The 26,891-nt window shown below is 48.3% G+C and carries 23 protein-coding genes; 1 reads left to right on the plus strand and 22 read right to left on the minus strand.

Translation table 11 applies throughout. The features are described from left to right. Nucleotides 1-9: 9 nt before the first annotated feature. From PP175_RS17705 to PP175_RS17805, 21 genes are all read right to left on the minus strand, one after another. Nucleotides 10-876 (minus strand): branched-chain amino acid ABC transporter permease, encoded by an 867-nt coding sequence (locus PP175_RS17705; protein ID WP_272439629.1) that lies wholly within the window; start codon nt 874-876, stop codon nt 10-12. An 11-nt stretch (nt 877-887) separates the two neighbouring features. Continuing rightward, nucleotides 888-2,042: an ABC transporter substrate-binding protein gene (locus PP175_RS17710; protein WP_272439630.1), complete on the minus strand. Its 1,155-nt coding sequence runs from the start codon at nt 2,040-2,042 to the stop codon at nt 888-890. Between the two features lie 187 nt (nt 2,043-2,229). Further along, nucleotides 2,230-3,249, minus strand: a complete 1,020-nt coding sequence (locus tag PP175_RS17715) for a zinc-dependent alcohol dehydrogenase (RefSeq protein WP_272439631.1) — start codon at nt 3,247-3,249, stop codon at nt 2,230-2,232. A gap of 135 nt (nt 3,250-3,384) precedes the next feature. Beyond that, on the minus strand, nt 3,385-4,404 hold the full coding sequence (locus PP175_RS17720) for a galactitol-1-phosphate 5-dehydrogenase (RefSeq protein WP_272439632.1): 1,020 nt from the start codon (nt 4,402-4,404) through the stop codon (nt 3,385-3,387). 79 nt (nt 4,405-4,483) lie between these two features. Further along, nucleotides 4,484-5,791 carry an MFS transporter gene (locus PP175_RS17725; protein ID WP_272439633.1) on the minus strand — a complete coding sequence of 436 codons (1,308 nt, stop codon included), beginning with the start codon at nt 5,789-5,791 and terminating at the stop codon, nt 4,484-4,486. 100 nt (nt 5,792-5,891) lie between these two features. Continuing rightward, the gene (locus tag PP175_RS17730; protein ID WP_272439634.1) at nt 5,892-6,776 is read right to left on the minus strand and encodes a fumarylacetoacetate hydrolase family protein; all 885 of its coding nucleotides are present in this window, start codon (nt 6,774-6,776) and stop codon (nt 5,892-5,894) included. An 83-nt stretch (nt 6,777-6,859) separates the two neighbouring features. After that, nucleotides 6,860-7,834, minus strand: a complete 975-nt coding sequence (locus tag PP175_RS17735; RefSeq protein WP_272439635.1) for a 2-hydroxyacid dehydrogenase — start codon at nt 7,832-7,834, stop codon at nt 6,860-6,862. Between the two features lie 80 nt (nt 7,835-7,914). After that, complete coding sequence (gucD, locus tag PP175_RS17740) at nt 7,915-9,381, minus strand: alpha-ketoglutaric semialdehyde dehydrogenase GucD (RefSeq protein WP_272439636.1); 1,467 nt, start codon at nt 9,379-9,381, stop codon at nt 7,915-7,917. 26 nt (nt 9,382-9,407) lie between these two features. Continuing rightward, the gene (locus PP175_RS17745) at nt 9,408-10,580 is read right to left on the minus strand and encodes a UxaA family hydrolase (protein WP_442870387.1); all 1,173 of its coding nucleotides are present in this window, start codon (nt 10,578-10,580) and stop codon (nt 9,408-9,410) included. Continuing rightward, nucleotides 10,567-10,869 (minus strand): UxaA family hydrolase, encoded by a 303-nt coding sequence (locus PP175_RS17750; RefSeq protein ID WP_272439637.1) that lies wholly within the window; start codon nt 10,867-10,869, stop codon nt 10,567-10,569. Before PP175_RS17750 ends, PP175_RS17745 begins: the two co-directional genes overlap by 14 nt. Nucleotides 10,870-10,901: 32 nt before the next feature. Further along, the gene (locus PP175_RS17755) at nt 10,902-11,771 is read right to left on the minus strand and encodes an NAD(P)-dependent oxidoreductase (RefSeq protein WP_272439638.1); all 870 of its coding nucleotides are present in this window, start codon (nt 11,769-11,771) and stop codon (nt 10,902-10,904) included. Nucleotides 11,772-11,797: 26 nt separating this feature from the next. Then, a complete protein-coding gene (locus PP175_RS17760) occupies nt 11,798-12,562 on the minus strand; it encodes an SDR family NAD(P)-dependent oxidoreductase (RefSeq protein WP_272439639.1) in 765 nt (254 codons plus the stop codon). 19 nt (nt 12,563-12,581) lie between these two features. After that, entirely contained in the window at nt 12,582-13,487 is a 906-nt protein-coding gene (locus PP175_RS17765) for a fumarylacetoacetate hydrolase family protein (RefSeq protein WP_272439640.1), read from the minus strand. A gap of 97 nt (nt 13,488-13,584) precedes the next feature. Beyond that, complete coding sequence (locus PP175_RS17770) at nt 13,585-14,358, minus strand: IclR family transcriptional regulator (RefSeq protein ID WP_272439641.1); 774 nt, start codon at nt 14,356-14,358, stop codon at nt 13,585-13,587. Between the two features lie 65 nt (nt 14,359-14,423). After that, a complete protein-coding gene (locus PP175_RS17775; protein WP_272443315.1) occupies nt 14,424-15,395 on the minus strand; it encodes a U32 family peptidase in 972 nt (323 codons plus the stop codon). Continuing rightward, nucleotides 15,395-17,608, minus strand: coding sequence for a dihydroxy-acid dehydratase domain-containing protein (locus PP175_RS17780; RefSeq protein WP_272443316.1), 2,214 nt, complete (start codon nt 17,606-17,608; stop codon nt 15,395-15,397). Before PP175_RS17780 ends, PP175_RS17775 begins: the two co-directional genes overlap by 1 nt. A gap of 29 nt (nt 17,609-17,637) precedes the next feature. After that, on the minus strand, nt 17,638-18,786 hold the full coding sequence (dgoD, locus tag PP175_RS17785) for a galactonate dehydratase (protein ID WP_272439642.1): 1,149 nt from the start codon (nt 18,784-18,786) through the stop codon (nt 17,638-17,640). A 12-nt stretch (nt 18,787-18,798) separates the two neighbouring features. After that, nucleotides 18,799-20,055: a nickel pincer cofactor-dependent isomerase, group 22 gene (locus tag PP175_RS17790; RefSeq protein WP_272439643.1), complete on the minus strand. Its 1,257-nt coding sequence runs from the start codon at nt 20,053-20,055 to the stop codon at nt 18,799-18,801. Nucleotides 20,056-20,082: 27 nt separating this feature from the next. After that, complete coding sequence (locus tag PP175_RS17795) at nt 20,083-21,111, minus strand: C-terminal binding protein (protein ID WP_272439644.1); 1,029 nt, start codon at nt 21,109-21,111, stop codon at nt 20,083-20,085. Between the two features lie 246 nt (nt 21,112-21,357). Next, on the minus strand, nt 21,358-23,241 hold the full coding sequence (locus tag PP175_RS17800) for a TRAP transporter large permease (RefSeq protein WP_272439645.1): 1,884 nt from the start codon (nt 23,239-23,241) through the stop codon (nt 21,358-21,360). A gap of 65 nt (nt 23,242-23,306) precedes the next feature. Beyond that, on the minus strand, nt 23,307-24,386 hold the full coding sequence (locus tag PP175_RS17805) for a TRAP transporter substrate-binding protein (protein ID WP_272439646.1): 1,080 nt from the start codon (nt 24,384-24,386) through the stop codon (nt 23,307-23,309). Nucleotides 24,387-24,778: 392 nt separating this feature from the next. Here PP175_RS17805 and PP175_RS17810 point away from each other — a divergent pair, with 392 nt between their 5' ends. Then, nucleotides 24,779-25,756 (plus strand): bile acid:sodium symporter family protein, encoded by a 978-nt coding sequence (locus tag PP175_RS17810; protein WP_272439647.1) that lies wholly within the window; start codon nt 24,779-24,781, stop codon nt 25,754-25,756. Between the two features lie 41 nt (nt 25,757-25,797). Here PP175_RS17810 and PP175_RS17815 read toward each other — a convergent pair whose 3' ends face one another. Beyond that, nucleotides 25,798-26,853: a P-loop NTPase gene (locus PP175_RS17815; protein WP_272439648.1), complete on the minus strand. Its 1,056-nt coding sequence runs from the start codon at nt 26,851-26,853 to the stop codon at nt 25,798-25,800. Nucleotides 26,854-26,891: the final 38 nt, after the last annotated feature.

Here is a 26,891-nt window from a genome sequence, read left to right on the forward strand (position 1 = left end):
GTCCCTCCGTTACACTTTATCCGCGATTTTTTCTTTAAAGATTCCTTCAGGACGAACCGCCAGGAAGAGAATTAGCACTAAAAACACAAACGCATCCTTAAAAGTGGAAGAGATATAGCCTGCCCCAAATGTTTCAATCACACCAAGCAGAAGCCCGCCAAAAATGGCCCCTTTTACGCTGTTAAATCCTCCAATAATGGCGGCCGCAAATGCTTTAAGCGATAAACTTCCGCCCATATCCGGCGAAACAAAATAGATAGGCGCCACCAGGAATCCGGCGATAGCTGTCAATGCGGCACTATACATAAATGTGAATGAAATCATGCGGTTTACACGGATGCCCATTAGCTTCGAGGCTTCCTGGTCTTGGGCAGTAGCCCGCATCATTTTGCCGACCAGCGTTCTATTAAAGAAAATATCCTGTAAAATCACCAATATCACAGTGACAACAATAATCAGTATGTTTTGGGGAAGCAGGTGAACGCCGGCGACTGTGAACGTATCGCCACCAAAGGGGGATGGGAGATTAGTTGGCTGCGGCCCCCAAATATTTCGGGCAACGTTTTTCAGGAAAACACTTATGCCTATTGTCGCAATAGCGATCGTAATAAAAGGTTTATTTTGCAGCGGCTGATAGACTGTTTTTTGAAAAACCCACCCAAACACGAGCATCAGAAGAATGGAAAAAAGATAAGCCCAGAAAAGCGGAAGATGCATGCTAACGCTGGCCGTCACCGTGAAATAAGCGCCAAGCATAACCCATTCACCCTGTGAAAAGTTAACCACATTGACCGCGTTTGACACGAGAACAAAACCGAGGGCTACGAGCGCATAAATCGCGCCCATAGCCAGCCCATTCATAAGTAACTGTACCAAGTTGGTCCCTCCTACTTCGCTTTGATAGTGTCAATGAGTTTCATATGCGTGGGATCTTGTAATTGGACAGCGACGACTTGCTGTGCACCTTCTCCGCCTTTAGAGTAGTCAAAATCGTTAGCCATCCCGTGATATTTTTCTTTATGAAGAGCATCTGCGAGACTCTGGGCAGATAAATCTTTAGAGCCCTTTATGGCATCCGCAAGCATATACACGCCGTCATAAGCTGAAGCGGAGTGGAAGTCAGGCAGATCATTATACGCTTTTTGATACTTGGCTACCCACTCTTTTACTTTCGGATCCGGATTTTCGCTTGGTACGGTATCGACAATGCAGTACACATCTTTTACTGCATCCCCGGCCAGCTTCGTTGTAGCAGGCATAGACATACCAGGAGAACCTACAATTTTAAGGTTAAGGCCGAGCTCTTTGTTTTGTTTCATAAGCGTTGCCGACTGCTGCGGGTGACCCCAGTCTACAATCACTTCTGCACCCTTTTTCTTTAAGTTCATTAATTGAGCGGACAAATCTTTATCGGAAGAGTTATAGGCCTCTACACCAACAGGTGTAATACCCGCCTTTTTTAATGAATCTTCAATGATTTTGGCGCCTCCGGAACCAAATTCATCAGTATCATGGGTGATTCCGATTTTGGTTGCTTTTAATTTTTCAACGGCAAACGCTGCCGCAGAGCTAGCAGCTAGAGAATCATTTGGACGAAGCCTAAAATACCAAGGGGTATCCTGTGTCAGCTTCGGATTGGATCCTTGAATCAGCACGGGAATCTTCGCTTTATTGATTACTGGCTCCACTGCAAATAGCTGTGTGGAAAGATCAGGACCTAGAATAGCGACAACATTATCACTATTGACCATCTTATTGAATGCGTTAACAGCTGTTGGATTTTCTTTAGCAGAATCTTCTTTTACGATTTCGAGTTTACGGCCATTGACACCGCCTTTGTCATTGATTTCTTGTACTGCCATTTCGGCTCCGTGCAGCAGATAGTTGCCAACCAGGTTGTATTCACCCGTTAAAGCGGTGATCATCCCAATTCTTATGGGATCATTTTTGGATCCGGAACTTGTACTGGCGGAACCGCATCCGGAAGCTGCCAAACTTCCTGCCAGGATGACAGGTACTGCCCATTTCACTACTTTTTTCATCGATTTTTCCCCCTATATTTAAATTTAGTAAAAACGATCGCTATGCTCGCGGGCTGAAGTGGTACAGAACACATGAGCACATTGTAAACGCTGCCAATATCAACCTATATTTTAGGATTTTTCACCTGCCTAGCATTAGATAACTTTAGTAACGCTGCGCCGCGGGCGAAAATTGACAGCCTAAGCCTCATATATTCAGGAAAATCTTGCTTTTGCCCACCTGTCCGGCTACTAATTCGTGAAAAGCAAGTTGGCCTTCTTCTATCGACCGGATTTCTGACCAGCCCTCTTCAGAAATTTTTCCCGCTATTAATAGCTCAAGAGCGTCGTGAAAGTCCTGTTTCGTGTAACAAAAAGAGCCCAGAACGGTAATTTCACTTCGAATTAAGTGATTAATACGCAGTGGTGTCTCATCAATTCCAAGCCCGATATTCATAATCACACCGTCTGGATTAACCAATTCAAATGCCTGGGTGCGGGTTGGGAGAAAACCGGCTGCATCAATAATGACATCAATTCCTTTGTCAGCTGTAATCTCTTTCACGCGTGCTGGCACATCCTGGTTATTGGAATTAACGGCAAACTCTATTCCTGCTGCCTGGGCAGTTGCCAGTCTCTCATCATTTAAATCTAGCATGATGACTTTATTTGCTCCTAAAATCTTTGAAACGAGACCGCTTAGCAAGCCGATGGCTCCGGCGCCATAGATCAATACATTGGCAAAGGGATGCAAAGCGGCGGCCCTTCTCGCGGCACGCAGACAGCACGCGAGCGGTTCAGCTAGGGCTGCACGGTAAGCGCTGATAGATTCAGGAACAGTATGTACAGACGAGGCAGGAACGGCAACATACTCAGCAAAAGACCCGGATCGATGAATGCCTATTATGGCCCGGCTATCACAGAGGTTCTCCGTCCCTCTTCTGCACCGATCACATACCCCGCAGCTGATTAACGGGTTAACGACTACCTTGTTTCCAATTTCACAGTGCGAAACGTTTTCTCCCAATTCCACTATTCTTCCGCAGAACTCATGGCCCATGATAAGCGGAGGCTTGCGTAAACTATTGTGGCCAAGAAAGCCTTCGATTTCTGAGCCACAAATCCCCACAGCTTCTACCTGGATGAGTACTTCTTCGGGCTTGATAACGGGTATATCTCTTTGCTGAATCTCCATGGTACTGGGTGCAGTCCATACGAGCGCTTTCATAATCTCCTCCTGCTTTATGTAGTAGACAAAAACAACCCCAAAACGTTTTATATTATAGAACTATGTTTCTGTTTCGTAACACAACTTTTATCTCTTCTTTGCTATTCTAGTTCAATTATATATAATTTTCAATAATTAAATAGTTAGAAATATTTTTGAACTTTGTATATTTCCCTTGACAAGTTCCTGGAATGCCCGGTCTCCATCACGTAAAGAACGAATCTCTGACCAGCCGTTCTCTTCAATTTTGCCGTCTTTTATTAGCTCTAACGCATCGTTAAAGTCCTGCGGCCCGTAGGAATAAGAGCCAAGAACGCTAATTTCACTGCGAACGCAGACGTTGATCGGAATCCGCGTAATATCGGTGCCCAGCCCGATATTCATAATGGTGCCTCCGGGATTGATGATCTCAACCGCCGCAGACCTGGTAGTTTGCAGGCCAACCGCATCGATAACCACATCGATACCTGACGGGCCCATTGCGGTTTTAATCTTTTGAAGATAGCCCGGTTGTGCTGGTGAAATGGTTCCGGTTGCTCCCATCCTTTCAGGTGTTTTAAGGCGCGCTTCATTCGTATCCACAACGATAACACGGCTGGCACCCAGAATCTGTGCGGTTACAAAACTTAACAAACCTATTGTACCGGCTCCAAACACCACCACATTAGCAAAGGAATGGTTCTGCATCGCCCTGCGGGTGGCACGCAGCGAGCAGGCAAGCGGTTCTGTTAAGGAAGCGCGAAACGGGCCCAGCGTATCGGGTATAACGTGGATGGCGGAAGCCGGTACATTTACATACTCGGCAAATGCCCCAGGCCGGTGAATGCCAATAATCTTACGTTTGTCACATAGTTGCAATAAACCCTTCCGGCAGGGGGTGCAGTGGCCGCAGGAGATAAGCGGGTTTACCGCCACACGTTGGCCCTTTACAAATCCACTCACTGATGTCCCAAGTTCTGTGATTTCCCCTGAAAATTCATGTCCCATCACGAGCGGTGGCACGCGCAGGCTATTGTGGCCAATATATCCCTCAACCTCCGAACCGCAAATTCCCACGGCGTCAACTTTCAACAGCACTTCATCATCCCGGTAAGCTGGCACAGGTAAATCCTGAATTTCCATCCCATTCGGTTTTGTCCATACTAAAGTTTGCATGCACATGTTCCCTCACTTCCTGGAAAATATGACAGGCAGGAACGGGGTCAATAAATACTCCCCATTCCTGCTGATGTAATTATTGTTCTACAATGGGATCCTTTACGATAAACCAGTAACACAGTGCTGCACACCCTGCAATAATGCCGCCTGTGATAAAGGCCAGCGAGTAAGATCCTGTTCCGTCTACGATCATACCTGCAATGACCGGAGAGAAAGCCCCTCCAAAATATCCGCCGAAGTTTTGAATAGAACCGACGGAACCGACCATGGAAGGCGGTGCAATATCGCCTGCCAACGCCCAGGCACTTCCAGTAATCGCGGAAGTGAAGCACAGAGCCAGAGTAAACAGCGTAATTGTGATCCCCAGCCCGCTGACGAAGGGAACGGTGATAACGACGGCGGCTGAAAGCAGGGCACATACGGCAATAATCATCCGTTTTGCGTTAATAGGGGTGGCAATACCTTTATCCGTTAACTTCTTGCCGACATATCCACCGAAAACATCGCCAAAAATGCCGCCAATCCATGGAATTGCCGCATAAAACCCCATATCTTTAATAGATAAATGATGAACTTTAACCAGATACAGCGGCAAGAAATTTAAAAAGATGTTCCAGATCCATATCGTGCAGAAGAAACCAAGAATCATTCCCCATACACTTCGATACTTAAACAAAGAACTCCATTTGACCCTTTTCTGGGCTTGCTCCTCGTTCGCCCGCCCAATACCCTGCTCATCCTGCTTAATGTAAGCCATTTCACCGGCTGACAGCTTTCTGCTATGCTCGGGGTTTTTATAAAACTTCATGAAACAGAGGATAAATACAATACCTATAATACCGGTGATATAAAAGAGCGCGCGCCATCCGTAGCCAACCATGAGCGCCACCAGAATGGGCGGAGCCAGCGCAGGGCCAACTTTAGAAGAAGCATCCCAAATACCGGTGGCCAATCCGTGCTCCTTTTTTGGGAACCAGTGAGAAGTGATCTTGGCATTTGTCGGAAAACAAGGCGCTTCCCCTATTCCCAGCAGCAGGCGGGAGCCGAGCAGCGTTCCAAGCTTGTTGCATGCCCCGGTCATGGCCGTTGCGACACTCCACCAGAGAACAGCAACCGAGTATACGCGCTTTGCGCCAAAACGATCGATTAGCCAGCCTGAAGGAAGCTGAAAAAAGGCGTAAGTCCACGAGAAAACAGAACCCATAAGCCCGATATCTGTTGCTGTCAGGTGCAGCTCTTTAATCATTTCCGGCGCTGCAATGGATAAGTTCGTCCGGTCGAGATAGTTAATAATGCCGCCAAGCAAAAGCCAGATAACCACTGTCCAGCGAAAGTTTCCTCTCGGCACGACCGTTGACATCCGGGTGTTTAACTCTGGTTTCATACAGCCAACCCCTTACTATTTTCATAATATTAAGATAATATCGCTTACATTTCATGTGTATCCATTGTCCCGTTAAAAGAGAACAATGGATACGGTTATCTTATTTTACAAATCGGTTGGTAAGCTGCCCAAGCTTCTCGATTTCAACTGTAACGATGTCGCCGTCCTTTAACCAGATGCGCTTATCTTCTGGGTAACCGGTGATAACGCCTTCCGGTGTTCCCGTTAGAATAAGATCACCAGGGTAGAGCGTCATATGCTCTGAGATATAGCTGATAATCTCATCGCAGTAGAAGATCATATCGGACGTATTAGAGTCCTGACGAATTTCTTCATTTACCCAGGTACGAATGGTTAAATTGTTCGGATCACCCACTTCATCAGCCGTTACCAAATAAGGACCGATCGGGCTAAACTTGTCGCAGGTTTTGCCAAGCAGCCACTGTGAGCTTTTAAACTGCAGATCGCGGGCCGACACGTCATCGGCGTTACAGTACCCGTACACATAGGACAGCGCATCTTCCTTCGTGACATTGCTCGCTTGCTGGCCAATTACAATACACAATTCAGCTTCGTAATCCACCTGCGTAGATTTATCCGGAAGCGGTACATCTTCGCCATGCCCGGCTAACGTGTTGCTAAATTTACTGAAAAGAAGCGGTGCAGGAGGGTATGCCATATTGCACTCGTCTGCATGCTTTTTGTAGTTAAGTCCAACACATATAATTTTTTGCGGTTCTGGAACACAGGGGCCGAATCGCATTTCCTCATCCTGGTAAAAAAGCGTATCTTCAAAACGTGAACGATCCACGAATGCTTCCAATGCCTGACGCCCTTCTCCCCCTCTGGAAATAACCTCGCCTATTGTAGCCGGGACAGCAGCATCCGGATATTTATGCAGAGCAGATGAAACATCCAAAATGCCCTTCTCTGTTTTAACGCCTAAAAGCAGTTGTCCATCTTTATAAAAAGTTACCGTAATCATGTCGTATAACTCCTCTTATTTTTTCATTACATGCTATACATGCGGTCCCCCGCTACCCACTATCTCACACTACAGCCACATATCTAGTAAGGCTTCAGTTCGGGCACCAGGTTAGGCGGAATCTCTCCCCGTACTGCCTTTACGAGATTTTCAGCAGCCATCATCGCGATATCGGCACGCGTCTGCGCTGTAGCCGAGCCGATGTGCGGTAGTGTCACAACATTTGCCATTTGCAGCAGCGAATTGTCGAGGTTTACAGGCTCCTGTGCAAAGACATCCAGCCCTGCCGCCTGAATGATTCCAGCCTGCAGCGCTTCAATCAGCGCGGATTCATCCACCGTCTGGCCCCGTGAAGCATTGATAAAAATGGCATCCCGTTTCATCAAAGCAAACTGCTCACGGCCTATAAACCGCTCCGTCTGTGGAGTCAGTGGCGTCATGAGAATGACAAAATCCGACTTCTTCAACAATTCCTCCAAGCCGGCATATTGCACACCCAGCTTTTCTTCCGCCTCTGGTTTGCGGGAGCGATTATAATACAGCACTTCCATGCTGAATCCGAACTTCGCCCGCCTGGCGATTGCTTGACCAATGCGCCCCATTCCGATGATGCCTGCGGTCTTGTGATGAACATCTACACCAAATAGACGCGTATCGCTGCCTGCTTTCCATTCACCGCCTTTTACGAGCTTATCCAACTCCGGAACTCTTCTGGCCGCCGAGAGCATAAGCGCAAACACCAGATCTGCCACCGTTTCATCCAGAACATCCGGAGTGTGTGTTCCCATTACACCTTTTGCTTTCATCGCTTCAATGTTGAAATTGTTGTAGCCGACAGAAATATTGCTCACAACCTTCAGGTTCACAGCCTGATCAAGCAGCGCCTGATTAATCGGCGTCCCGGATGTCAAAAGTCCGTCCACGTCTCGAATCTCTTCCATTAACTGTTCTACTGGGATAGATTCAGTAGAATCCCACTTTCTATAATCACAGTACTCGCCAATATAGGCCTCCACTTCAAACGGAATGGGCCTGGCAATAAACACTTTGGGTCTCATTTTGGTTCCACCTTTTGCTACTTAATGAACAGGATTCCTCCGAGGAGCGCTGTGCTCCCCAGAGGAATGTACAATATTTCTTATGGTTTAACGAACACGGTCTTAATGGCCGTAAAGAACTCGATTGCTGCCTGCCCTTGCTCGCGTGAATGGGAGCTGGATTGCTTCATGCCCCCAAATGGCGCCTGCAGCTCAACACCTGCTGACTCTGCATTGATACGCACGAGTCCGGCATCCATTTCGTTGACAAAAGAAAGCATGCTGCCGATGTTTTTGGTAAATATGGAAGCGCTCAATCCGAACGCCACATCATTTGCGATTTCTACCGCTTCTTCCAGCGTTTCTACTTTAATAAGTGCGAGCACAGGTCCAAATATTTCTTCCTGAGCAATGGCCATTTTGCTTGTCACATTTTCAAATACAGTAGGTTCTACATAGAAACCGTTGCCGAGTTCCCCATCTTCAATTCGCTTGCCCCCATAAAGTAAGGTCGCACCTTCGGCTATGCCCTTCTCAATATAGGAAAGAACGGTATTAAGCTGGTTTTCGCTGGCGCATGGCCCCATCCATGTTTCGCCATGCAGGCCATCTCCCACCTTTAACTGCTTCACGCTTGCGATCAGCTTTTCTTTGAAGGCTTCGTATACTTCGCTTTGCACGATAACGCGGCTGGTAGCGGTACATTTCTGGCCGGTTGAACGCAGCCCGCCGCTGATTGTCGCTTCCACCGCCTGGTCAAGATCTGCATCGTTTGCCACAATAACTGGATTCTTGCCGCCCATTTCAAGCTGGTATTTGGCCCCGCGTTTCAATGCACCTAACCCAACATTTTTACCAACCGTATCTGATCCCGTGAAGGTAATCCCGTTAATACCCGGATGATCAATAATCGCTTGCCCGATAACCGAGCCCGGCCCTGTTACCATATTTACGACACCCGCCGGGAGGCCCGCTTCCTGGAAGCACTCGATTACCTTAGCAGCCGTAACCGCTGTTTCCTGCGCTGGTTTAATGACAACGGCATTTCCATAAATAAGGGCTGGTGCCATCTTCCAAATAGGAATGGCTACCGGAAAATTCCATGGGGTGATAACGCCGACCACGCCGAGCGGAGCACGTGTCGTGAACATGAAGGCTTCGGAGTCAGACGACGGAATGACATCCCCAATTTTGCGCATGCCTTCGCCAGCATAGTAACGGAGAATCGCAACGCCCCTGGCGGTTTCTCCCTTTGCTTCAGGAAACGTTTTTCCCATTTCCCGGGTCATACACTCGGCTATTTCATCTAGGCGGCGCTCAAGAGCATTGGCTGCCTTGTACAGGTAATCCCCGCGGGCAGCGCCCGAAAGCTTACGCCAGGCGATTTGTGCATGCTTTGCGGCTTCTACTGCCCGATCCAAATCGTCTTTGCCTGATTTTTGAACATAGCCAACAATTTCATGGCGGTTAGCCGGACTGATGCTGGCATCAAGCTGATCAGTTGACGCAGCCACCCATTCTCCGTTGATATAGTTGAAGTATGTTTTCACATCAGTTGTTACGCTCATTTCGTATCCCTCCGATTTCTTTTTTCTTAAAAAGTTGGGCCAATTCGCCAGATTCCGAAATCATGCTGTTTTAAAATTTCTGCTTTGGTAAGTTTGCCAGAAGAGACGGCTGCAACTTCATCGAAAATGCGGTGTCCTACAGATTCAATGGTTTCTTTTCCTTCAACAATCGTCCCCGCGTTAATGTCCATGTTGTCTCTCATTCGCTCGAACATCCCACTGTTCGTGGCGATTTTAATCGTGGGCACAATAGGCGAGCCTGTTGGGGTGCCTCGCCCGCTCGTAAAGAGAACGATCTGGGCACCGCCCGCAGCCATTCCCGTTAACTGCTCAATGTCATGTCCGGGTGTATCCATCCATACCAGGCCTTTTTTGGTTGGTGCTTCCGCATAATCAATGACCTCTTGCAGCGCACGAGTACCTGCCTTATTCGCGGCTCCTAACGATTTTTCCTCCAGCGAACTTAATCCGCCTTTGATATTTCCCGGACTGGGATTGCCAGTACGGATGTCCACGCCCATCATGAAGGCGCGGGATTCCATGGACTCAATCACTTGATAAACGCGTTTCTTTGTTCGCTCATCGACAGCGCGCGCAGCCAGCAAATGCTCGGCACCGATTAGTTCGGTCGTCTCAGCAAGAATGGCTGTTCCGCCATAATCCACGATCATATCCGATACCACCCCAACAGCCGGGTTAGCAGAAAGACCTGAGCAGGCGTCGGAACCTCCGCACTCTGTTCCAATAATCAGCTCGCTAAAATCACACAGCTCACGAATTTGGGCAGATGCATCCTGCACCATCTGCGCTGCTGCTTTCGCCCCTTCAGCGATCGACATTAAGGTCCCGCCATGGTCCTGAATGGAAACCAGCTCGACCGGCTTGCCGGATTTTGCAATTTCCTCAGCCACGCTGCGCCCCTGGTGTGTTTCACAGCCAAGACCGAGCACGACCACCCCGTATACGTTTGGGTTGGTTCCGAGACCTACATATGTACGAAATGTCTGGTCATAATCGGCCCCAACCTGCGCACATCCATGCTGGTGAATAAAAGAAACCGTGCCCTGTACAAGCTCTGTAATACGCTGGGCGGTTTGCGTTGCACACGTAATGGTTGGCAGGATGAGCACATGGTTGCGCACACCTACGCGCCCATCATGTCTTCGGTAGCCCAGGAATTTCCCTTCAGTTAGCAACACGATCGCCCCTTCCTCGTTTTCCTTCTAGATTATGAACATGCACATGCTGGCCGGGTTTGATATCTGCGGACGCGACACCAATGACTTCCCCGTATTTCAGGATATCCGCCCCCTGGTGGATCGGCCGTACGGCAAATTTATGGCCGAATTCAATCGAATCGACTAACTCGACCTGTATCACCTGGTCCTGGCAGGTCACCGCAAGCTTCGATCCGGCAGGTATATTCTGCAGCGCCACGGCCACAGAATCCTGCGGTTTCATCATAACGGTTCGAAAAATTGTCTCCATTGGCTTCACCCTTTCATTGTCATTTAACGGTTTTAAGCCCAGTCCTGGTACAGCTTGTAAATAGCCGCTATATCTTCTTCCCCAAAGCCTTTACCTACAGCCATGCGTAAAATTTGTTTAGCAATGCCAAGCACAGGAGCTGCCACGCCCAATTCTTCCGCCATCTGCAGGGCAAGGCCTAAATCCTTATTCATCAGCACACTGGCAAATTGAGCTGCCGTATTTCCGCTCAAAATTAAATCCGCCTTGTTTTCCACCATTTTACTGTGTGCGCCGCCAGAGGAGACAACTTTGACAAAGTCTTCAGGGTTAATCCCGCCCTGCCTGGCAATTGTTAAGCCTTCGATAAACGAAAGCAAATTGATCGCGCTCATCGTATTATTCGCGAGTTTAGTTGTCGTGCCTGCCCCGGTTTCCCCCATGTATGTCCAGGAATGCCCCATAGCCTGAAACATCGGGACACACGCTTCAAACACTTCTTTCTTACCGCCAACCATGAAGCCAAGATTACCGGCTTCAGCCTGGGGAGCGGAGCCCGTTACCGGAGCATCCAGAAAATCTGCTCCTTTAGCGGCAAAAGCTTCGTAAAGCTCACGGCTGGTTTTTGGGGAAACCGTACTAGAATCGATGATGATGTGCCCTTGATGCACAGCTTCGCAGACTCCGCCCGCTCCCAGCAGTACTTCCTTCACCTGCTGATCAGCGCTGAGCATAGTGAAAACAACATCCGCTTGCCGGGCCACGTCAGATGGAGAACCCGCCCAGAGTGCGCCACGTGTTAGCAGTTCTTCAGCTTTTGACTTCGTTCGATTCCAGACCACCAGAGGGTAACCAGCAGACAGCAGGTTTTTCGCCATCCCGCTGCCCATCAAACCAATCCCAATAAAGCCAATTCGCTTCACACCGAATTCCTCCTTATTCGCTTAGGTTAACGCACCGTTAGCCCGCCATCTGCGATGATATTGCTTCCCGTAATAAAGGAAGCTTCATCGCTGGCCAGGAAAAGAACAAGATTAGCTATCTCCTCAGGAGTGCCCATACGGCCTATGGGCTGCCGCTTCTGCATCTGGATACGCGTCTTCTCCGGTTCTGGATGGTCAGCGAGAATCTTCTTAATCCAGGGAGATTCGATCGTGCCTGGTGAAATAGAATTAACGCGGATGCCAGTCTCGGCAAAATCAGATGCAACAGACTTTGTTAATCCGACAATCGCGGCTTTTGAGGCGCAGTAGCCTGCCCGGTTAAGCACGCCCACAATCCCTGCCACAGAAGCAATATTAACGATGGAGCCTTTTGTTTCCTGCGTAAGCATCTGTTTAACCGCATATTTGCAGCCCAAGAACGCACCCTTGGCGTTTACGCTCATCATCAAATCCCAATCCTCTTCGGTTTGCTCCAGAACGGTGCCGGCTTTTCCAACACCTGCATTATTCACCATAATATCAATTTTCTGATATTCACGGGCAACCGTTTCTACAATGGCCTGCACTTCTTTTTCTTTCGTAACATCCAGCCGGAAAAATTCGGCCTGGCTCCCATGCTCTTCTATTTCTTGTACGACCCGCTTGCCTCCTGCTTCATCTATATCACAGATCGCAACCGTTGCACCTTCTGCACTTAACCGCTTCGCAATCGCTTCACCAATTCCGGAACCTGCTCCTGTGACAACTGCAACTTTTCCAGCCAGCTTCATGCCTTGCCCTCCCTACACTTTATTTATGTAAAGCGGATGCAGCCTTGTTCGGCAGCACAACCTTATTGCTTAAAACACCAATGCCTGAAATTTCAATTTCGATCCGATCCCCGTCCAGCAGGGTGAAATCATTGGGCGGTACAATGCATGTGCCTGTGAGCAAAACCGTACCATCAAAAATCTTATTATCATGAAGTAAGAATGAAACCAATTCATCAAACTTTCTCTTTAACTGGCCAGTGCTAGCATGCCCTTCTACAGCTAGTTCATCGTTACGGTAAATGCGGCATGTGATCGTAAAGCCGTACGGGTCGTCGACCGCCTCCGCAAGAAGAATAGCTGGCCCAATGGAACAGGAATTGGCCCACATTTTAGCCTGCGGCAGGTACAGCGGGTTTTCCCCCTCGATGTCACGGCAGCTCATGTCGTTGCCAGCTGTATAGCCAATGATGTTACCCCTTCCATCAATAACAAGGCCCAGTTCCGGCTCAGGAATCTGCCAGTTGGAGTCACTGCGCAGATTCACTTCTTGACCCGGTCCAACTGTGCGGGCGGCAGTCGATTTAAAAAATATCTCCGGCCGGACAGCGTCATATACCTTATCATAGAAAGTTGTTGCGTCAAGCTTTCCGCCTGTGGCTTCATAGTTGCGGGCATTCCGGCTGCGCTCGTAGGTCACGCCGGATGCCCACACTTCGGGCGCCTCGATCGGAACAAGTAGATTCAAGTCTTTTAATGAATGATTGATCGGATTCGAAGCGGCCAGCACCTCTTTTACAAGAGCAAGCGGTGTCATACCTTGTTCTTCTGCCTCGGCAACAAGTGCTAAAAAGTCTGTCTGGGGAAGAATATATACGTTATCATCATCCGAAACAGCTGCGAGAGTGGGCTTAGCCTGATCATTTTGATAGCGGATAATCCTCATCTTTTACCTCCAAGTTGTTTTATATAGTAAAACTGAGTTTTTATGTGTGCTCTTACAAAGAGGAGGACCCGTCGGTTAAATCCTCCTGTTCGTTTGCTTATCGGGCAATCGTCTGAATGCCATAACCCATCTTCTGTGAAATTTCCTCCGCATCCTTCTTTAAGAGGCCAATAAATTTATCTAATTCTTCATCATTTACCTGCGTGATTAGCGTAGAGATACTGATGGCAGCGATGACCTGGCCGGTATGATCGCGAATGGGAACCGCCGCACACCGGACACCCGGTTCATTCTCCTGGTTATCTACTGCATATCCCCGTTCATTAATAACCGATAGTTCAGCCATAAATTGTGCTTCATTGGTAATGGTATTCTGGGTCTGAACGTGATAGACGTAATCCTTTAAAATCTTCTTCAATTCCTGTGGCGGTTTAAAGGCGATTAAAGCCTTGCCAACCGCACTGCAGTGAACCGGTATTCGTTTGCCTATTCGTGAATAGAGAATAGTCGCCAGCGGCCCCTCTACTTTATCAATGTAGACGCCCTCGGTACCATCCAGAATAACCAAATGTGTCGTCTGGCCTGTTTTTATCGAAAGTTCCATCAGGTAGCTTTTCGCAATCTTGCGAATATCCAAACCATGGATCACGAAGTTCCCGCGTTCGAACAGCTTCATTCCCAGCTTGTATCTTCCGTTCTCCGGATTTTGATCGATATACCCATGCACCTGCAGGGTTTTGAGCAGCGAATGAACCGTGCTCTTATGCAGGTGCATCCTTTCGCTGATGTCTGTAATTTTGAGTTCCGTTTCTTGCTCATCGAACAAGTCCAGTATACGAAGTGCTCGATCCACAGCCTGAATAATCGGCATAATTCTTCACCCTTTGATCAATGTAGTCTACAGCTATTTTATCATAGCGTAGGCTGGAACGGGTGCTATTTTGATGAAGGTTCCAGCAATTCTGTCCATTTCAGGTTCTCCTCGACCGGTACACCCAGGCCTTTAGCTCCCTTTTCTGAAGTGATCAAATCCGGTGCATAACGCTTGATGACTTCCAATCCAAGCTTTGCGCGGCGAACCCGCTCTTTTGATAGGGCAATAGAGGTTGGCTCTAAGTGTGTGCCTGACGGATAAATGTTTGGTGCGTTGCGCAGGCCAAATTTGATATATACCGGGGCTGCAACACGGATAATCTCCGGTATATCGTAGTGGCGGATAAACCCGCCGACGTCATCCGGTGCTTCACAATAAATATCAATCGGCAGATCACAGGCCTGACGAATAGCAGCCAGGCGTGCTAGCGTTAAATCGGTTGGCACATTGTAGGTCCCGGCACCGATGTTCTCCATTAAACGGATAGACACAGGATTGGAATGGGCCATTTGGACAGACACCTTGACAATGAGATCCTCCGGCAGCTCACCTGCATTTTTAAATTCATTAACCAGGTAAAGCAGACCCTCATCCGCGACCAATATACTGCGGATGCCAAAGCGGCAGGCCCGCTTAATATCTTCGATTGAGTACACGAGCTGGTCCATTCCCTGGACGCGCAGACCTGCAATTTTCCCCGCACTGGCCCACTGCATGGACGGGATATCCCATGTGCCGCGAGGGCCGACAAATAAACTGACTTCGAGTTTTTCCCTTCTGCCAATTTCAGCCATCTGCTTCAGCTCATCGTCGGTCAGAAGCATAATGCCGCTGCCTTGAGAAATGCGGTGAATGCTGACATCATACTCTATGCATGCTTCTAACACAGCTTCAAAAGATGCAGGCCCTTCTACACTGGGAATCTCCACCCGGTACTGAGCCCCATCTGGAAATCGTTTGGTTGAAGATGGGAGTTCGTTGCAATCGTCTCGCGGAAAGCCGAGTTTCTCGATAAAATCTCTCGTCTTCTTCATCATTTTTGTCCTCCTCTTTGCTCCGCTCTATCGGGCAATTGAATTTCTGCTTGATATTCCAGTACTGCTTCTTCAAAAACCGCTAACGGTACAACACCGTTGGCTGCATCGGTGTGGCCCACCAGACGATTGCTGGCTGCGACCAGGCGTTGCCGTTTATGGATGCCTGCTAAACGACCCTCCGCGATTTCTTTTCTTTCTTCTTTTACCCGGTCAAATGCGTAATCGAAGATCCCACTGCGGAACGCTTCCTTATTAATAAACTGGATTTGCCTTGATCGAAGCCTCAGATGGAGTATATCTCCCGTCTGCAGATAGAGAATGCCACCGCCTTCTTTCGCCTCTGGCGTCATGTGGCCAATTGCTGCGCCATAGGTTACCCCGGAATACCGCCCATCGCTAATTAATGTAGCCAACCGTTTCAACTTACGGTTTGCATTAATATGCTGCATCGGTGTAAACATTTCCGGCATCCCAAAGGCTACCGGTCCCTGCCCGGCTATGACTACAGCGATTTTTAGCGCGTCCTTATCAACCATCTCATTGAACAGGGTTTCATAGTCAGCATCCTTTAACGTTTCATAGTGCTGTGGCGCATTCTGCCTGAGGACTGCAAGAAGGTCGTCATGGGCAAAACTGCCTGCATCCCTTATTTCGTTTAATAGATCACTATTGAGTAGCCCGCTGTTCGCTTCATCCTCATTCTGGTAGTAAAGGACGAACGCTGCTTTTTCATCAAATCCATTCAGCTGAGGAGTGGTCATCCCGCTGATTTTAACTACAGCGCTTTCAAAGAAGTTGCCAGTCAGCACATCCACTCCGCTGAACGGACGTCTCGGTGTCGAAAGAATGATCGGGTTATCCCCTGCAAGTCCGGCGGAAAGATTCGCTTTATCAGACAGCCGCTGTTGCCAGGTTGTACCTGTAGCGGTCGGCGCCTCCACATCCATCGGAACCCCATTCTCCAACAATTCATGGAAGAGTGTCTCCATGCCCCGGCTTTTGCTGTCACAACACTGCATCGCAAGTACAAAAATATCGCGGCCTTCGGTAAGGCTGTAGTTAAACAAATCGGGAATCGGGTGCTCATGATGGATGCGGTCCACATCCCACAGGCTAAATTTGTATCCGCCATAAATCATGCCAGCCACCATATGCATCATGAGATTGGTGGATCCGCCAGATGCGCTGTGGATTCGAATGGCGTTACGGATATTGGCGGCCATCACGTTTGCCACTCCATATACCGGGTCGTTTATCATTGTGGCTAAGCTGTCCAATGCCTGATTAATTTGTTCCTGGCTCGGGGGAGCCGTTAATAGCTCAACAGCAGGATGAACCAATCCTAAACCGGCAACGAGATGGCGGGAGCTGTTTCCTGTGCCATTAAATGCGCAAACACCACCGTGCTCATCACATGTTGCAACCGCTAACCGTTTTTCAAAATCTTTATGCTCTGCCTGGCTGATTAAGCCCCGCTCCTTAGCCCGCTCAAGCACCCCTTGAAAAGCAGTATTGGACGAGCACTGAAGGATGTAGGCCATCGCATCGCGCAAATCATACGCGATATCTTCCATTCCTTCGTTTTCAGCTATACAAGCGACTTCCTCCAATTCCGCGAAAAGCTCTGTCGGAATCGTACCGCCCTGCAGCACGTGGGCCGGAGCAAAAGTGGCGAAGAAAGGCGCCTCTCCCCGTTCCCGGCGAATGCGATCCATATGGGCAAGAGCGCTCACCACACCCAGGGGCTGTTTATCACACCCTTGAATGACGAATGCGCCGTGGTAGCTGTGTGACTCTAACTGGCTAACCACCATTTGCGCAACCGCATTGCGGCTTTGCAAGGAATAACTCATTCCTTGATTGCTTTGCGCTGTCCCGTCGCACATAACTGGTGTAGAGAAGTAGAATGGGACGCCGCCGTTCTGCCAGATGCGAATCGCCGCACGCGCCGATGTTTGAAAATCCATGATGTGTGCCGGGTGATCCGCGGATCCACCGATAATGGCAATGCGAGGTGCATTTTCTTCTAACCTGTTGTATATTTCCTCAAGCGTCCAATCTGGAGCGGGGCCGTTGTAAGTAGAACCGAGAATCTGCTTGGCACGGTCCAGCAGGCCTGCTACGGTGATCGGCTCGTTTGCTTTTCCTTGCACATTATCGCGATAAGGATTGATTATACTTTCAATAGAAGGATAAATCTTTGCCACTATTGTATCCCCTCTCTAAACCCTGTGCTTTCTTACCATTCAGCGACACTTCCATCCTCGTATCGCCATACGGGATTCTTCCATGCATGGCCTTGTTTTGCAGCTTCCCTTACTTTTTCTTCATTAATTTGAATACCCAAACCCGGTTTCTGAGGGGGCAGGACATAGCCATCCACATAGGTAAAAGCGGTTGGGTCAACGAGATAATCAAGCAGATCGCTTTCCCGGTTGTAATGAATACCCAGGCTTTGTTCCTGGATAATCACATTTGGTGTACAGAAATCCACTTGCAGAGAAGAAGCTAGGGAAATCGGCCCCAGCGGACAATGCGGCGCCACCGCCACATCAAACGCTTCCGCCATTGCAGCGATTTTTTTCACTTCGAGAATGCCGCCTGCGTGTGATAGATCAGGCTGAATGATATCCACATAGCCGTCGATTAATAATTGCTTAAAGCCCCAGCGGGTAAACTGCCGCTCGCCTGTTGCAATAGGCGTAGTCGTATGCCGGGCAATCTCCCGCAGCGCTTCATTGTTTTCAGGCAGGACAGGTTCTTCAATAAACATCGGCCGGAATGGCTCTAATTCCTTCACCAGGATTTTAGCCATTGCTTTATGCACCCTGCCATGAAAGTCAATGCCGATTCCCAACTCCATGCCTACTGCATCACGGATGGCAGCGACGCGCTCAATTACGGCATCTACTTTTGAGTAGCTGTCAATGTAGTGCATCTCTTCTGTCGCATTCATTTTAATCGCAGTGAATTTAGCTTCGGCCTTCTCCTTCGCGGCAATGGCAACATCTGTTGGCCGGTCACCGCCGATCCAGGAATACACCCGGACTTTATCTTTTGCCACACCGCCCAGCATTTCATAGACCGGCATGTTAAAGTACTTTCCTTTAATGTCCCACAGCGCCTGTTCAATTCCAGATATCGCACTGGTTAGAATCGGCCCTCCTCGGTAGAATCCTCCCCGGTAGAGCACCTGGAAATGATCCTCGATTCGCAGCGGATCCTGGCCTATAAGGTAATCACTCAGTTCCCGAACACAGGCCTCTACCGTAGCAGCCCGGCCTTCAACGATTGGCTCACCCCATCCGTCGATCCCGCTGTCTGTTTCCACTTTTAAAAAAAGCCAGCGAGGTTTTACTTTATATAACTTAAGGTTTGTAATTCTCATCCTATGGCTCCTTTATTTAAAAGTAAGTCTGATGTCGGCTGGATCGGACAGAACTTCTATCTGACCATTCTCCAGTGCATCTGGGAGCAGACTTTCGGAAATCCAGATCTCCCCGATATGCAGGGTATTATGAATCCGGACTACGCGGGCTTGGCTCATGTCAAAAACATTGCTCGTTTTAATCGCTGCCTTGATCGCCATTTCATCTGATTCCAGCACCATAGGCATTTTAATCACGTCAACAACTGTACTTGTTAGCGCGTTGGCGTACCCTTTCTCCCATTCCACCGAATCGATCGCCCGGCGGGTGGTCATATCCGCCATGCCGAGTCCGTTATGGTTGCCGTGGGTCTTATCCGTCAGCCCCAGCACAACGATGCGCGTCACGTTTGGTCCACCGCTGGCATATGGGGTAGCGTAGCGTCCGGTTATGTTCGGATCCATTCCGTCGCCGGAGATGTCTTTTCCGAGCTGATCGACAATCAGTACATCTATCGGGTCAAATAAGATTTTTGGCATGAGCGCCTTTGCTTCCACAAGCAGTGCAGGCTCAACCTCCTCAAGCTTCTCTGCTGGAACCGCAACAATTTTTGCAGGGCGGTCATAGGCATTTTCAAGGGTCGCCAGGCCGAAAATGATGGGCGTTTGCGCCAGCGAGATTTTTGCCATCTCCGGCACATGTTCAGCCATGTATTTAAAGCTATAAGCATGGGCCGCTTCCGCTCCCTTTTGCTTGCCAAGACCGATCGTAATCATCTTCATTAAGCCACTCTCCACTGGTCCTCGGAAAGCAGTGTGGGGTTTGATCCGGTTGATCACAATAATCTTATCTGCTTCATATGCGTTTTTATCAATATAAACCGGCAGCCCATTAGGCAATTGGCCGATTTGGACAACTTCCATGCTGGAGAGGATAGGGGCACCTACAGCCGCTTCTGTGACACCCAGCTGTTCCAACACATCCAATTGCCCCTCAGCTGTGGCCCCGCCATGGCTGCCCATAGCCGGCACAACAAACGGGCGGCCCCCGGCACTTTTGACGGCATGCACAACTTCTCTGGTCAGGATATCAATATCCGCCACACCGCGGCTTCCGACAGCAATGGCTACCCGATCCCCTGCTTCTATGCGGGACAGGACTCCCGCATCTGCTATGGCCTGGTGCACTGCCCCGGCTACATCGTCAATCTCAGGAGCGGCAAACTTCTGTCGTACTTTCACCATGCGGGGCAGCGGTATATCTTGGAGCAATTCCTCAATAATCCCCATCGAACGTACCTCCTCTACCCTTTTGTTTTAGACGAGCGCCGCGTATCTTTGTTCCGGTCGGCTCTCCTTTAAGCTGAGAACTTCCTTGACTTGCTTGTTTGCCAAATATTTCGGATACTCTCCGTAAATTAACACATCGACAACACCCATAGCAGCTTTCGTTCTCATTTCAACTTCTGCTTCTTCTGAGTACCAGGCGACATGCGGGGTGAGGATGACATTTTCCATCTTAAGCAGCGGATGATCTGGGCGGATAGGTTCATGCTCTAACACATCCAGGGCAGCACCGCCGATTTGTCCGCTGGCTAAAGCCTCCACTAGCGCCTGTTCATCCACAACAGGACCACGTGACGTATTGATTAGAATGGCATCTTTCTTTGCCCGGACAAATTGTTCCTTTCCGATCATGCCCTTTGTTTCGGGTGTTAATGGCGCATGCACCGAAATAATATCCGCATTCTCAAACAATTCCTCCAGCGTAACCAGCGTTACACCTTTTGCTTCCGCCACTTCCTTTGGTACAAAAGGGTCAAACGCAATGACTTCGAGCCCAAGCGGCTTCACCTTATCGTTGAGGGACTGTGGAATCATCCCAAAACCGACTAGTCCCAGAATCCTGCCGCGGAGACGGTAAATCGGCCGGGTTACCTTGAAGTCCCACGCACCACTTTTAACGAATTGATTGGCGACGACGACTTTACGTGTCCAACTTAGCAGCAGGGCAAGCGCATGGTCAGCCACTTCGTCCTTGCAGTAGTCCGGCACGTTTGCCACACAGATTTGTTTTTCTGTTGCGGCTGCCAGGTCGATTGTATTTACGCCCACCCCATAGCGGGTGATCACTTTACAGTTTTCGAGCGCCTCAATGACCCTACGGCTTAACGGAGCATACTGGTTGATGATGGCATCCGCATCGCGGCACGCTTCGATAACTTCTTCCTCTGTGCGGCACTGGGCAGGAATAAGTTCAATCTGGTCATGCTTGTGGAACACCTGCTCTTCGTAATGCAGGTCCTGATATTCCCAATCTGTAACGACAACTTTATATTTTTTCATCTTATGTAAGGCCTCCTGTTCCATTCGAGTTATTTTGTGCTATATTATAAAACTCAGTTTTGGAATTATATTCTGTATTTTTATTCTATTCCAATTTTATTCCATCGTCAATTTGCAAATTCAATCATTTTACCAATCAGCAACAGACCCATCAGGATGAAAATAACGCGTGAATCTTCATAATTCAAGCCTCCCTGCCTGAGGAAATGGAAAGGGTAGAAGGATGAACATCCCACACCCTGTTGATTAATGGCCAAGTACGTTTGGCAGGAAAGAAACAATCCCAGGGAAAATTATGACCAGTATCAGGTCGACCACCAGCATTAAAATAAAAGGAATGACGGCCCTGGCCAACGTTTCTACCCGAATGTTCGTAATCCCGCTGGCAATATACAAGATGACTCCCACTGGCGGTGTAAGCAGGCCAATCGCCGAGTTGATTAACAACAGTATGCCGAAGTGGATCGGATCCACACCAATGCTGCCTAAAATCGGCATGAGAATCGGAACAATTAACAGAATGGTGGAAGACGATTCCAGTACAACGTGCACGAGGGCCAGGAAAATGTTTACAATTATAAGGATAACGAAAACATTGTGGGACAGAGAGAACAAGCTATTCGCAATGGTCTGCGAGAGCTGGCTTACAACAAGCAGCCAGCCAAGGACAAAGGCGCTGGCGACAATGAGCATGGTTTTGCTCGTGCCATGCAGGGCATCTACCATCGCATGCCAGAAAGATTTAACATTCAGCTGTTTGGTAACAGCCATAACAATCAAGGTATAAAAAACAGCCACAACACCGGCTTCGGTTGGTGTGAAAATACCGGATAATATTCCGCCCAGGATAATAATTGGCGTCCACAGCGGCAGAAAAGCACCACGAAACGCTTCCCACAATTCCCTCCGCGTCGGTTTGGGCTCTCGCGGAAAATCCCGCTTCTTAGCGGTGAAGAAGACAACGACTGCAAACGATACAATTACCAGCAGGGCTGGAATAAAGCTGGCTAAAAACATTGTTACGACTGAAACATTAGCCGTTACAGCAAACAGGATCGTCGTAATGCTTGGCGGAATCATAACACCAAGCGTTCCGGCAGCCGATTGCAGTGCGGTGGCAAATGGCTTATCATAACCGCGCTTGACCATTCCGGGCAGCATGACAGAGCCGATGGCAGCTGTATCCGCCACAGCCGAACCGGAAATATCCGCAAAGAAGGCACTCACGAATATATCCGCATAGCCCAATCCTCCACGCACCCATCCAATTAAAACACTGGCTAAGCGAACCAGGCGTTCGGCAACCCCGCCCACCTGCATCAGCGCCCCTGTAAGCATGAAAAAAGGAATCGCCATTAATGAGAAGTTGTCACTGATCAGAAACATACGCTGCGGTATAATCGTAAGCGGAATGGGGTTCGTCATAAACAATAGCCCCAGCGAAGTGATACCCAGCACAAACGCGATTGGAACCCCGAGTGCAAAAAGAATCAGCAGTAAAACCACAAGGGTTGCTGGGAAGTTCAGGTGTAAGTGAGCATTTAATACGCTCATACAGACAACAGCACCTAATGCAACCACACCTAGCAACCATCCCCATGCCGGGATGCCTCTGCGATCCTCCCACAAATGGCAAATCGTATAGAACATAGATAAAATAGAGAAAATCGGAAAAATTAAATAGAGGTAAGACATAGGGAACTGCAATGCGGGTGAAACTGCAGTTGCTATCGTTGGCATGACCTTCAAACTAAGAATAAGTAAATCCATGCAAAAACCAAGCGTGAGCACACGGCCTAACATAATGAAAACAGAACGGCCCGCAGGCGATAAGCTGTGGACAACACTTCCAAACGATGGGTGGAGATTTTCCTTAACGCCCATCGTACCGCCCATGAAGACAACCCATAGAAATAGGTAACGGCCTAATTCATCGGACCATGCCAGGGAATCGTTGAGTACATAACGGTAGAGAATCTGAATGGCGACATCAATAACCATACAAACCATCAAAGCGATTGTTAAGGCAACGACAACGCGATGTACACCGTTTCTTAAACTTCCCAGCAGGCTAGTGGGCCGTTGAGCAGAAATCTCCGGATACTCCACAGGTGCATGAATTTGGCTCATATGGATCACTTCCTTATATAGAGTCTTCTAGAAAAAGAGGGTCCGTTGGGAACCCTCTTTTAGCTTTACTTGGCTTCAGCCTTTTTTATCTCGTCGAAAAGCTGCTTAACTGTATCGCCGTACTTGGCAGCATATTTATCAACGACAGGCTTTACTTTTGCTTCCATTTCTTTACGGGCATCATCTGTGAGCGTGTTGACTTCTACGCCCTTTTGTTTGATGGCATCGACATCCGTCTTAGCCTCTTCCCGGTTAATCTGGCGCTGGTAGTCTCCCGCTTCTTTTTCGGCTTTTTTAAGTGCCTGCTGCTGGTCAGGCGTTAATTGATCCCACCAGATTTTGCTTACGAGGAACACAAAAGGCGTATAAACGTGATGGCTTATGGTCATATATTTTTGCACTTCATACATCTTCTGTGTATAAATGGTCTGGACAGGATTTTCCTGGCCATCAATAACGTGCTGCTGGAGGGCATTAAACACCTGGTCGAACGACATCGGTGTCGGGTTCGCTCCTAATGCTTTCCAGAAATCAATGTGGACCGGGTTTTGCATAACACGCAGCTTGATGCCACTCAGATCGGCACTGGTTTTAATTGCCCGCTTGCTGTTTGTTAAATCACGGAAGCCATTCTCCCAGTAGCCGAGCCCAACAATGCCGCTTGCCGGCAGCTTATCCAACAGCTTCTGGCCAAACGGCCCATCAAGCACCTTATCCGCAACTTTTTCATCCTTGAACATAAACGGCAGGTCGTAAACCGCGTACTCTGGTATGATATTCGCAACAGGAGAAGTTGAAGGAATCGTACATTCTAATGTACCGGTTTGCAGCTGCTGGGTCATATTCAAATCAGCACCCAGTTGACCACTGGGGTAAAGCTGAACCTGAACAGATCCATTGGTATACTTCTCAGCAAGTTCTTTGAATTTCACCGTGCCTTTGTATTCCGTACTTTTGTCGTTAAGCCCAATCCCTATTCGCATGGTTTTGGCTGAACCGTTTGCCGGGCTCGCTGCAGCAGGCTGCCCCGCGGTTGTGCCTCCAGCATTTGTTGGAGCAGAAGTTGACCCACAGCCTGCAAGTAAGATGCCTGTTAAAGAAAGAACGGAACAGGCGGCCATCCACCTTTTAACTGTTTTTTTCATGTTAATATTCCCCCTTATCGATTGAAAGCGGATACAAATACGAGCGCTCATTAGCTCTGGCTTACCGCCATGTCCTGTGATCGGCGGCACACCAGCTTGATCTGTTCGTTAAATGTGCTATCACACCCTTCGGTTTATTTTGTTTTACATTATAAAACAAGGTTTTTGTTTTAGCTGTATTTTTAATGCATAAACAGCTGAGCTTATGCATTGAAAATAGCCTACCATTATGTAATGCAAATCTTATTAAATTCATAATAATAATATTTGTATCACTAGTCAATATAATATAAATATTTTATCCTTTAATGCGGATAGGGGATTTAAATATTCAGAAAACATGTTATAATTCATTTTACCTTACGCAATCAGGAAGGATTATACAATTCGATATGATTAACAAACTTAACGGTATGTTAGACCGGGTTATCCCTCTTATCACACCATCCAGTTTGGTGATTGGCGTCGTGTTAGGTCAGCGTTTAACTCCCTATGCGTTTCTGGTCGCCTGGATTTTCGCATTTATGACGTTTTCGGGAAGCTTAAATTCTAGTTTTAAACAAATAAAGAGCGCCATCATGCGTCCGCTGCCGCTGCTTATGACGTTGATGGTGCTGCATGTGATTATGCCGTTAGTAGCCTGGCTAACCGGACATCTGCTGTTTTCAAGCGACCCTTACGTGATTACGGGGCTAATCCTTGGGCTTGTTATACCCGCCGGGATTACGAGCTTCATCTGGGTTTCTATATATCAAGGCAATATTGGCTTAACCTTATCCGTTATTCTGATAGACTCGCTGCTGTCCCCTTTCATCGTTCCGGTGAGTATGTATTTTCTTGTTGGAGCTAAGGTGAGTATGGATGTGTGGGCAATGGTTAAAGGGCTTCTGTGGATGATTGTACTGCCATCCGTGGTGGGAATGGCATTAAATCATCTAACACATGGCTCGATCTATTCTACTCTGGGAAAAAGGCTGGCTCCGTTTTCAAAGCTGAGCATTGGATTGGTCGTCGCTTTGAACGGAGCCGCGGTTGCACCCTACCTTAGACATTTTAATCTGCATCTTGCTGAAATCACTCTGGTTGTACTCTTGCTCGCCGTTCTGGGTTACCCTTTCGGCTTATTGATTGGTAAAGTTTTCAAATGGGATAAGGAGACCCTCATTTCCTTAACGTTTAATGGAGGAATGCGCAATATTAGCGCGGGCGCCGTACTGGCGGTGACATACTTTCCATCCCCCGTCGCCATTCCTGTCATACTCGGGATGCTGTTTCAACAGCTGCTGGCTTCTTTTTACGGCAGCATACTAAAGAAGCTATTTGTTATTGGTCCCAATGCAAAAGGCTCGCATCTTGACCATACCGCTTGAGCAAGGAATCGCGCGACGCCTTTTAAACGACAGGTCTTTTATTACGATTTGATTGTAACGTCGAGGGTTTCTGCCAGCACGTCAAATGCTTCTCCTACTGCACTCTCGGAATCAGCAATGGAGGTTGGTGAATCTTCTTTAACAGGTTCAAATGGAATGCGGGCAATTACATCTGTCTGCAACCGCTCTGCCAATTGGTCGCCGCCACCTTTACCAAAGAGATATAATTTGTTTCCTGATTTCTCTTCGAGGTAAGCCATATTCTCAACAACACCTGCTATGTGATGTTTCGTATGTTTGGCCATAACCCCTGCACGCGTTGCCACATAGGATGCAGCCTGATGCGGGGTTGTGACGACGATCTCTTTTGCCTGCGGAATCATAGCCGCCACATCAATGGCTACATCGCCTGTGCCCGGCGGCAGATCCAGCAGAAGATAATCCAAATCTCCCCAATACGTATTTGCAAGGAAATTTCGTATCCATTTGTTAAGCATCGGACCCCGCCACATAACCGGTGCATTGTCAGGTGAGAAAAACCCCATAGACATCACGGATACACCACGCTTTTGTACAGGGATTGCAGTCTGGTCAATCATGGTTGGCTTTTCCGTTATCCCCATCATTACAGGGACGCTAAATCCGTATATATCCGCATCTAAAATCCCTACTTTTTTACCTCGTTTAGCAAGAGATACAGCGAGATTTATCGTTACGGTTGTTTTTCCAACTCCGCCCTTCCCACTTGTAACCGCGATAAATGTTACGCCGGACTCCGGTTTTAAAAGCGTTGGCATCCCGGTTTCGGTTGTGCTGGCTTTGCGAAGGGATGCTGTCAACGTTTGTCGTTCTTCATCCGTCATGCTGCCAAAGGAAAGTTGAACCTGTTGGAACCCAATTTCGTGTAAAGCTTGTTCAATGTCCTGCTGAATTTTAGCCTTTAGCGGACATCCCTGTATGGTTAATACAACAAGGAGGCTCAGTGAGTTACCGCGAATCTGAATATTGCGTACCATATTCAGGTCTACTATCGAGCGGTTTAATTCCGGATCCTGTACATGGTGCAAGGCTTTTAAGACTTGTTGTTCTGTAAACATAATACCCCTCCATTTATCAGGCTCGCATTCAGATACAT

It is taken from the genome of Aneurinibacillus sp. Ricciae_BoGa-3 (assembly GCF_028421645.1).
In the GTDB taxonomy this organism is placed as follows: Bacteria; Bacillota; Bacilli; order Aneurinibacillales; family Aneurinibacillaceae; genus Aneurinibacillus_B.

Coding starts and splice junctions, on each gene's coding strand:
- PP175_RS17710 (WP_272439630.1), bottom strand. CDS start 2,042: ATGAAAAAAGTAGTGAAATGGGCAGTACCTGTCATCCTGGCAGGAAGT.
- PP175_RS17715 (WP_272439631.1), bottom strand. CDS start 3,249: ATGAAAGCGCTCGTATGGACTGCACCCAGTACCATGGAGATTCAGCAA.
- PP175_RS17720 (WP_272439632.1), bottom strand. CDS start 4,404: ATGCAAACTTTAGTATGGACAAAACCGAATGGGATGGAAATTCAGGAT.
- PP175_RS17725 (WP_272439633.1), bottom strand. CDS start 5,791: ATGAAACCAGAGTTAAACACCCGGATGTCAACGGTCGTGCCGAGAGGA.
- PP175_RS17730 (WP_272439634.1), bottom strand. CDS start 6,776: ATGATTACGGTAACTTTTTATAAAGATGGACAACTGCTTTTAGGCGTT.
- PP175_RS17735 (WP_272439635.1), bottom strand. CDS start 7,834: ATGAGACCCAAAGTGTTTATTGCCAGGCCCATTCCGTTTGAAGTGGAG.
- gucD (WP_272439636.1), bottom strand. CDS start 9,381: ATGAGCGTAACAACTGATGTGAAAACATACTTCAACTATATCAACGGA.
- PP175_RS17750 (WP_272439637.1), bottom strand. CDS start 10,869: ATGGAGACAATTTTTCGAACCGTTATGATGAAACCGCAGGATTCTGTG.
- PP175_RS17760 (WP_272439639.1), bottom strand. CDS start 12,562: ATGAAGCTGGCTGGAAAAGTTGCAGTTGTCACAGGAGCAGGTTCCGGA.
- PP175_RS17765 (WP_272439640.1), bottom strand. CDS start 13,487: ATGAGGATTATCCGCTATCAAAATGATCAGGCTAAGCCCACTCTCGCA.
- PP175_RS17770 (WP_272439641.1), bottom strand. CDS start 14,358: ATGCCGATTATTCAGGCTGTGGATCGAGCACTTCGTATACTGGACTTG.
- PP175_RS17775 (WP_272443315.1), bottom strand. CDS start 15,395: ATGAAGAAGACGAGAGATTTTATCGAGAAACTCGGCTTTCCGCGAGAC.
- dgoD (WP_272439642.1), bottom strand. CDS start 18,786: ATGAGAATTACAAACCTTAAGTTATATAAAGTAAAACCTCGCTGGCTT.
- PP175_RS17790 (WP_272439643.1), bottom strand. CDS start 20,055: ATGGGGATTATTGAGGAATTGCTCCAAGATATACCGCTGCCCCGCATG.
- PP175_RS17795 (WP_272439644.1), bottom strand. CDS start 21,111: ATGAAAAAATATAAAGTTGTCGTTACAGATTGGGAATATCAGGACCTG.
- PP175_RS17800 (WP_272439645.1), bottom strand. CDS start 23,241: ATGAGCCAAATTCATGCACCTGTGGAGTATCCGGAGATTTCTGCTCAA.
- PP175_RS17805 (WP_272439646.1), bottom strand. CDS start 24,386: ATGAAAAAAACAGTTAAAAGGTGGATGGCCGCCTGTTCCGTTCTTTCT.
- PP175_RS17810 (WP_272439647.1), top strand. CDS start 24,779: ATGATTAACAAACTTAACGGTATGTTAGACCGGGTTATCCCTCTTATC.
- PP175_RS17815 (WP_272439648.1), bottom strand. CDS start 26,853: ATGTTTACAGAACAACAAGTCTTAAAAGCCTTGCACCATGTACAGGAT.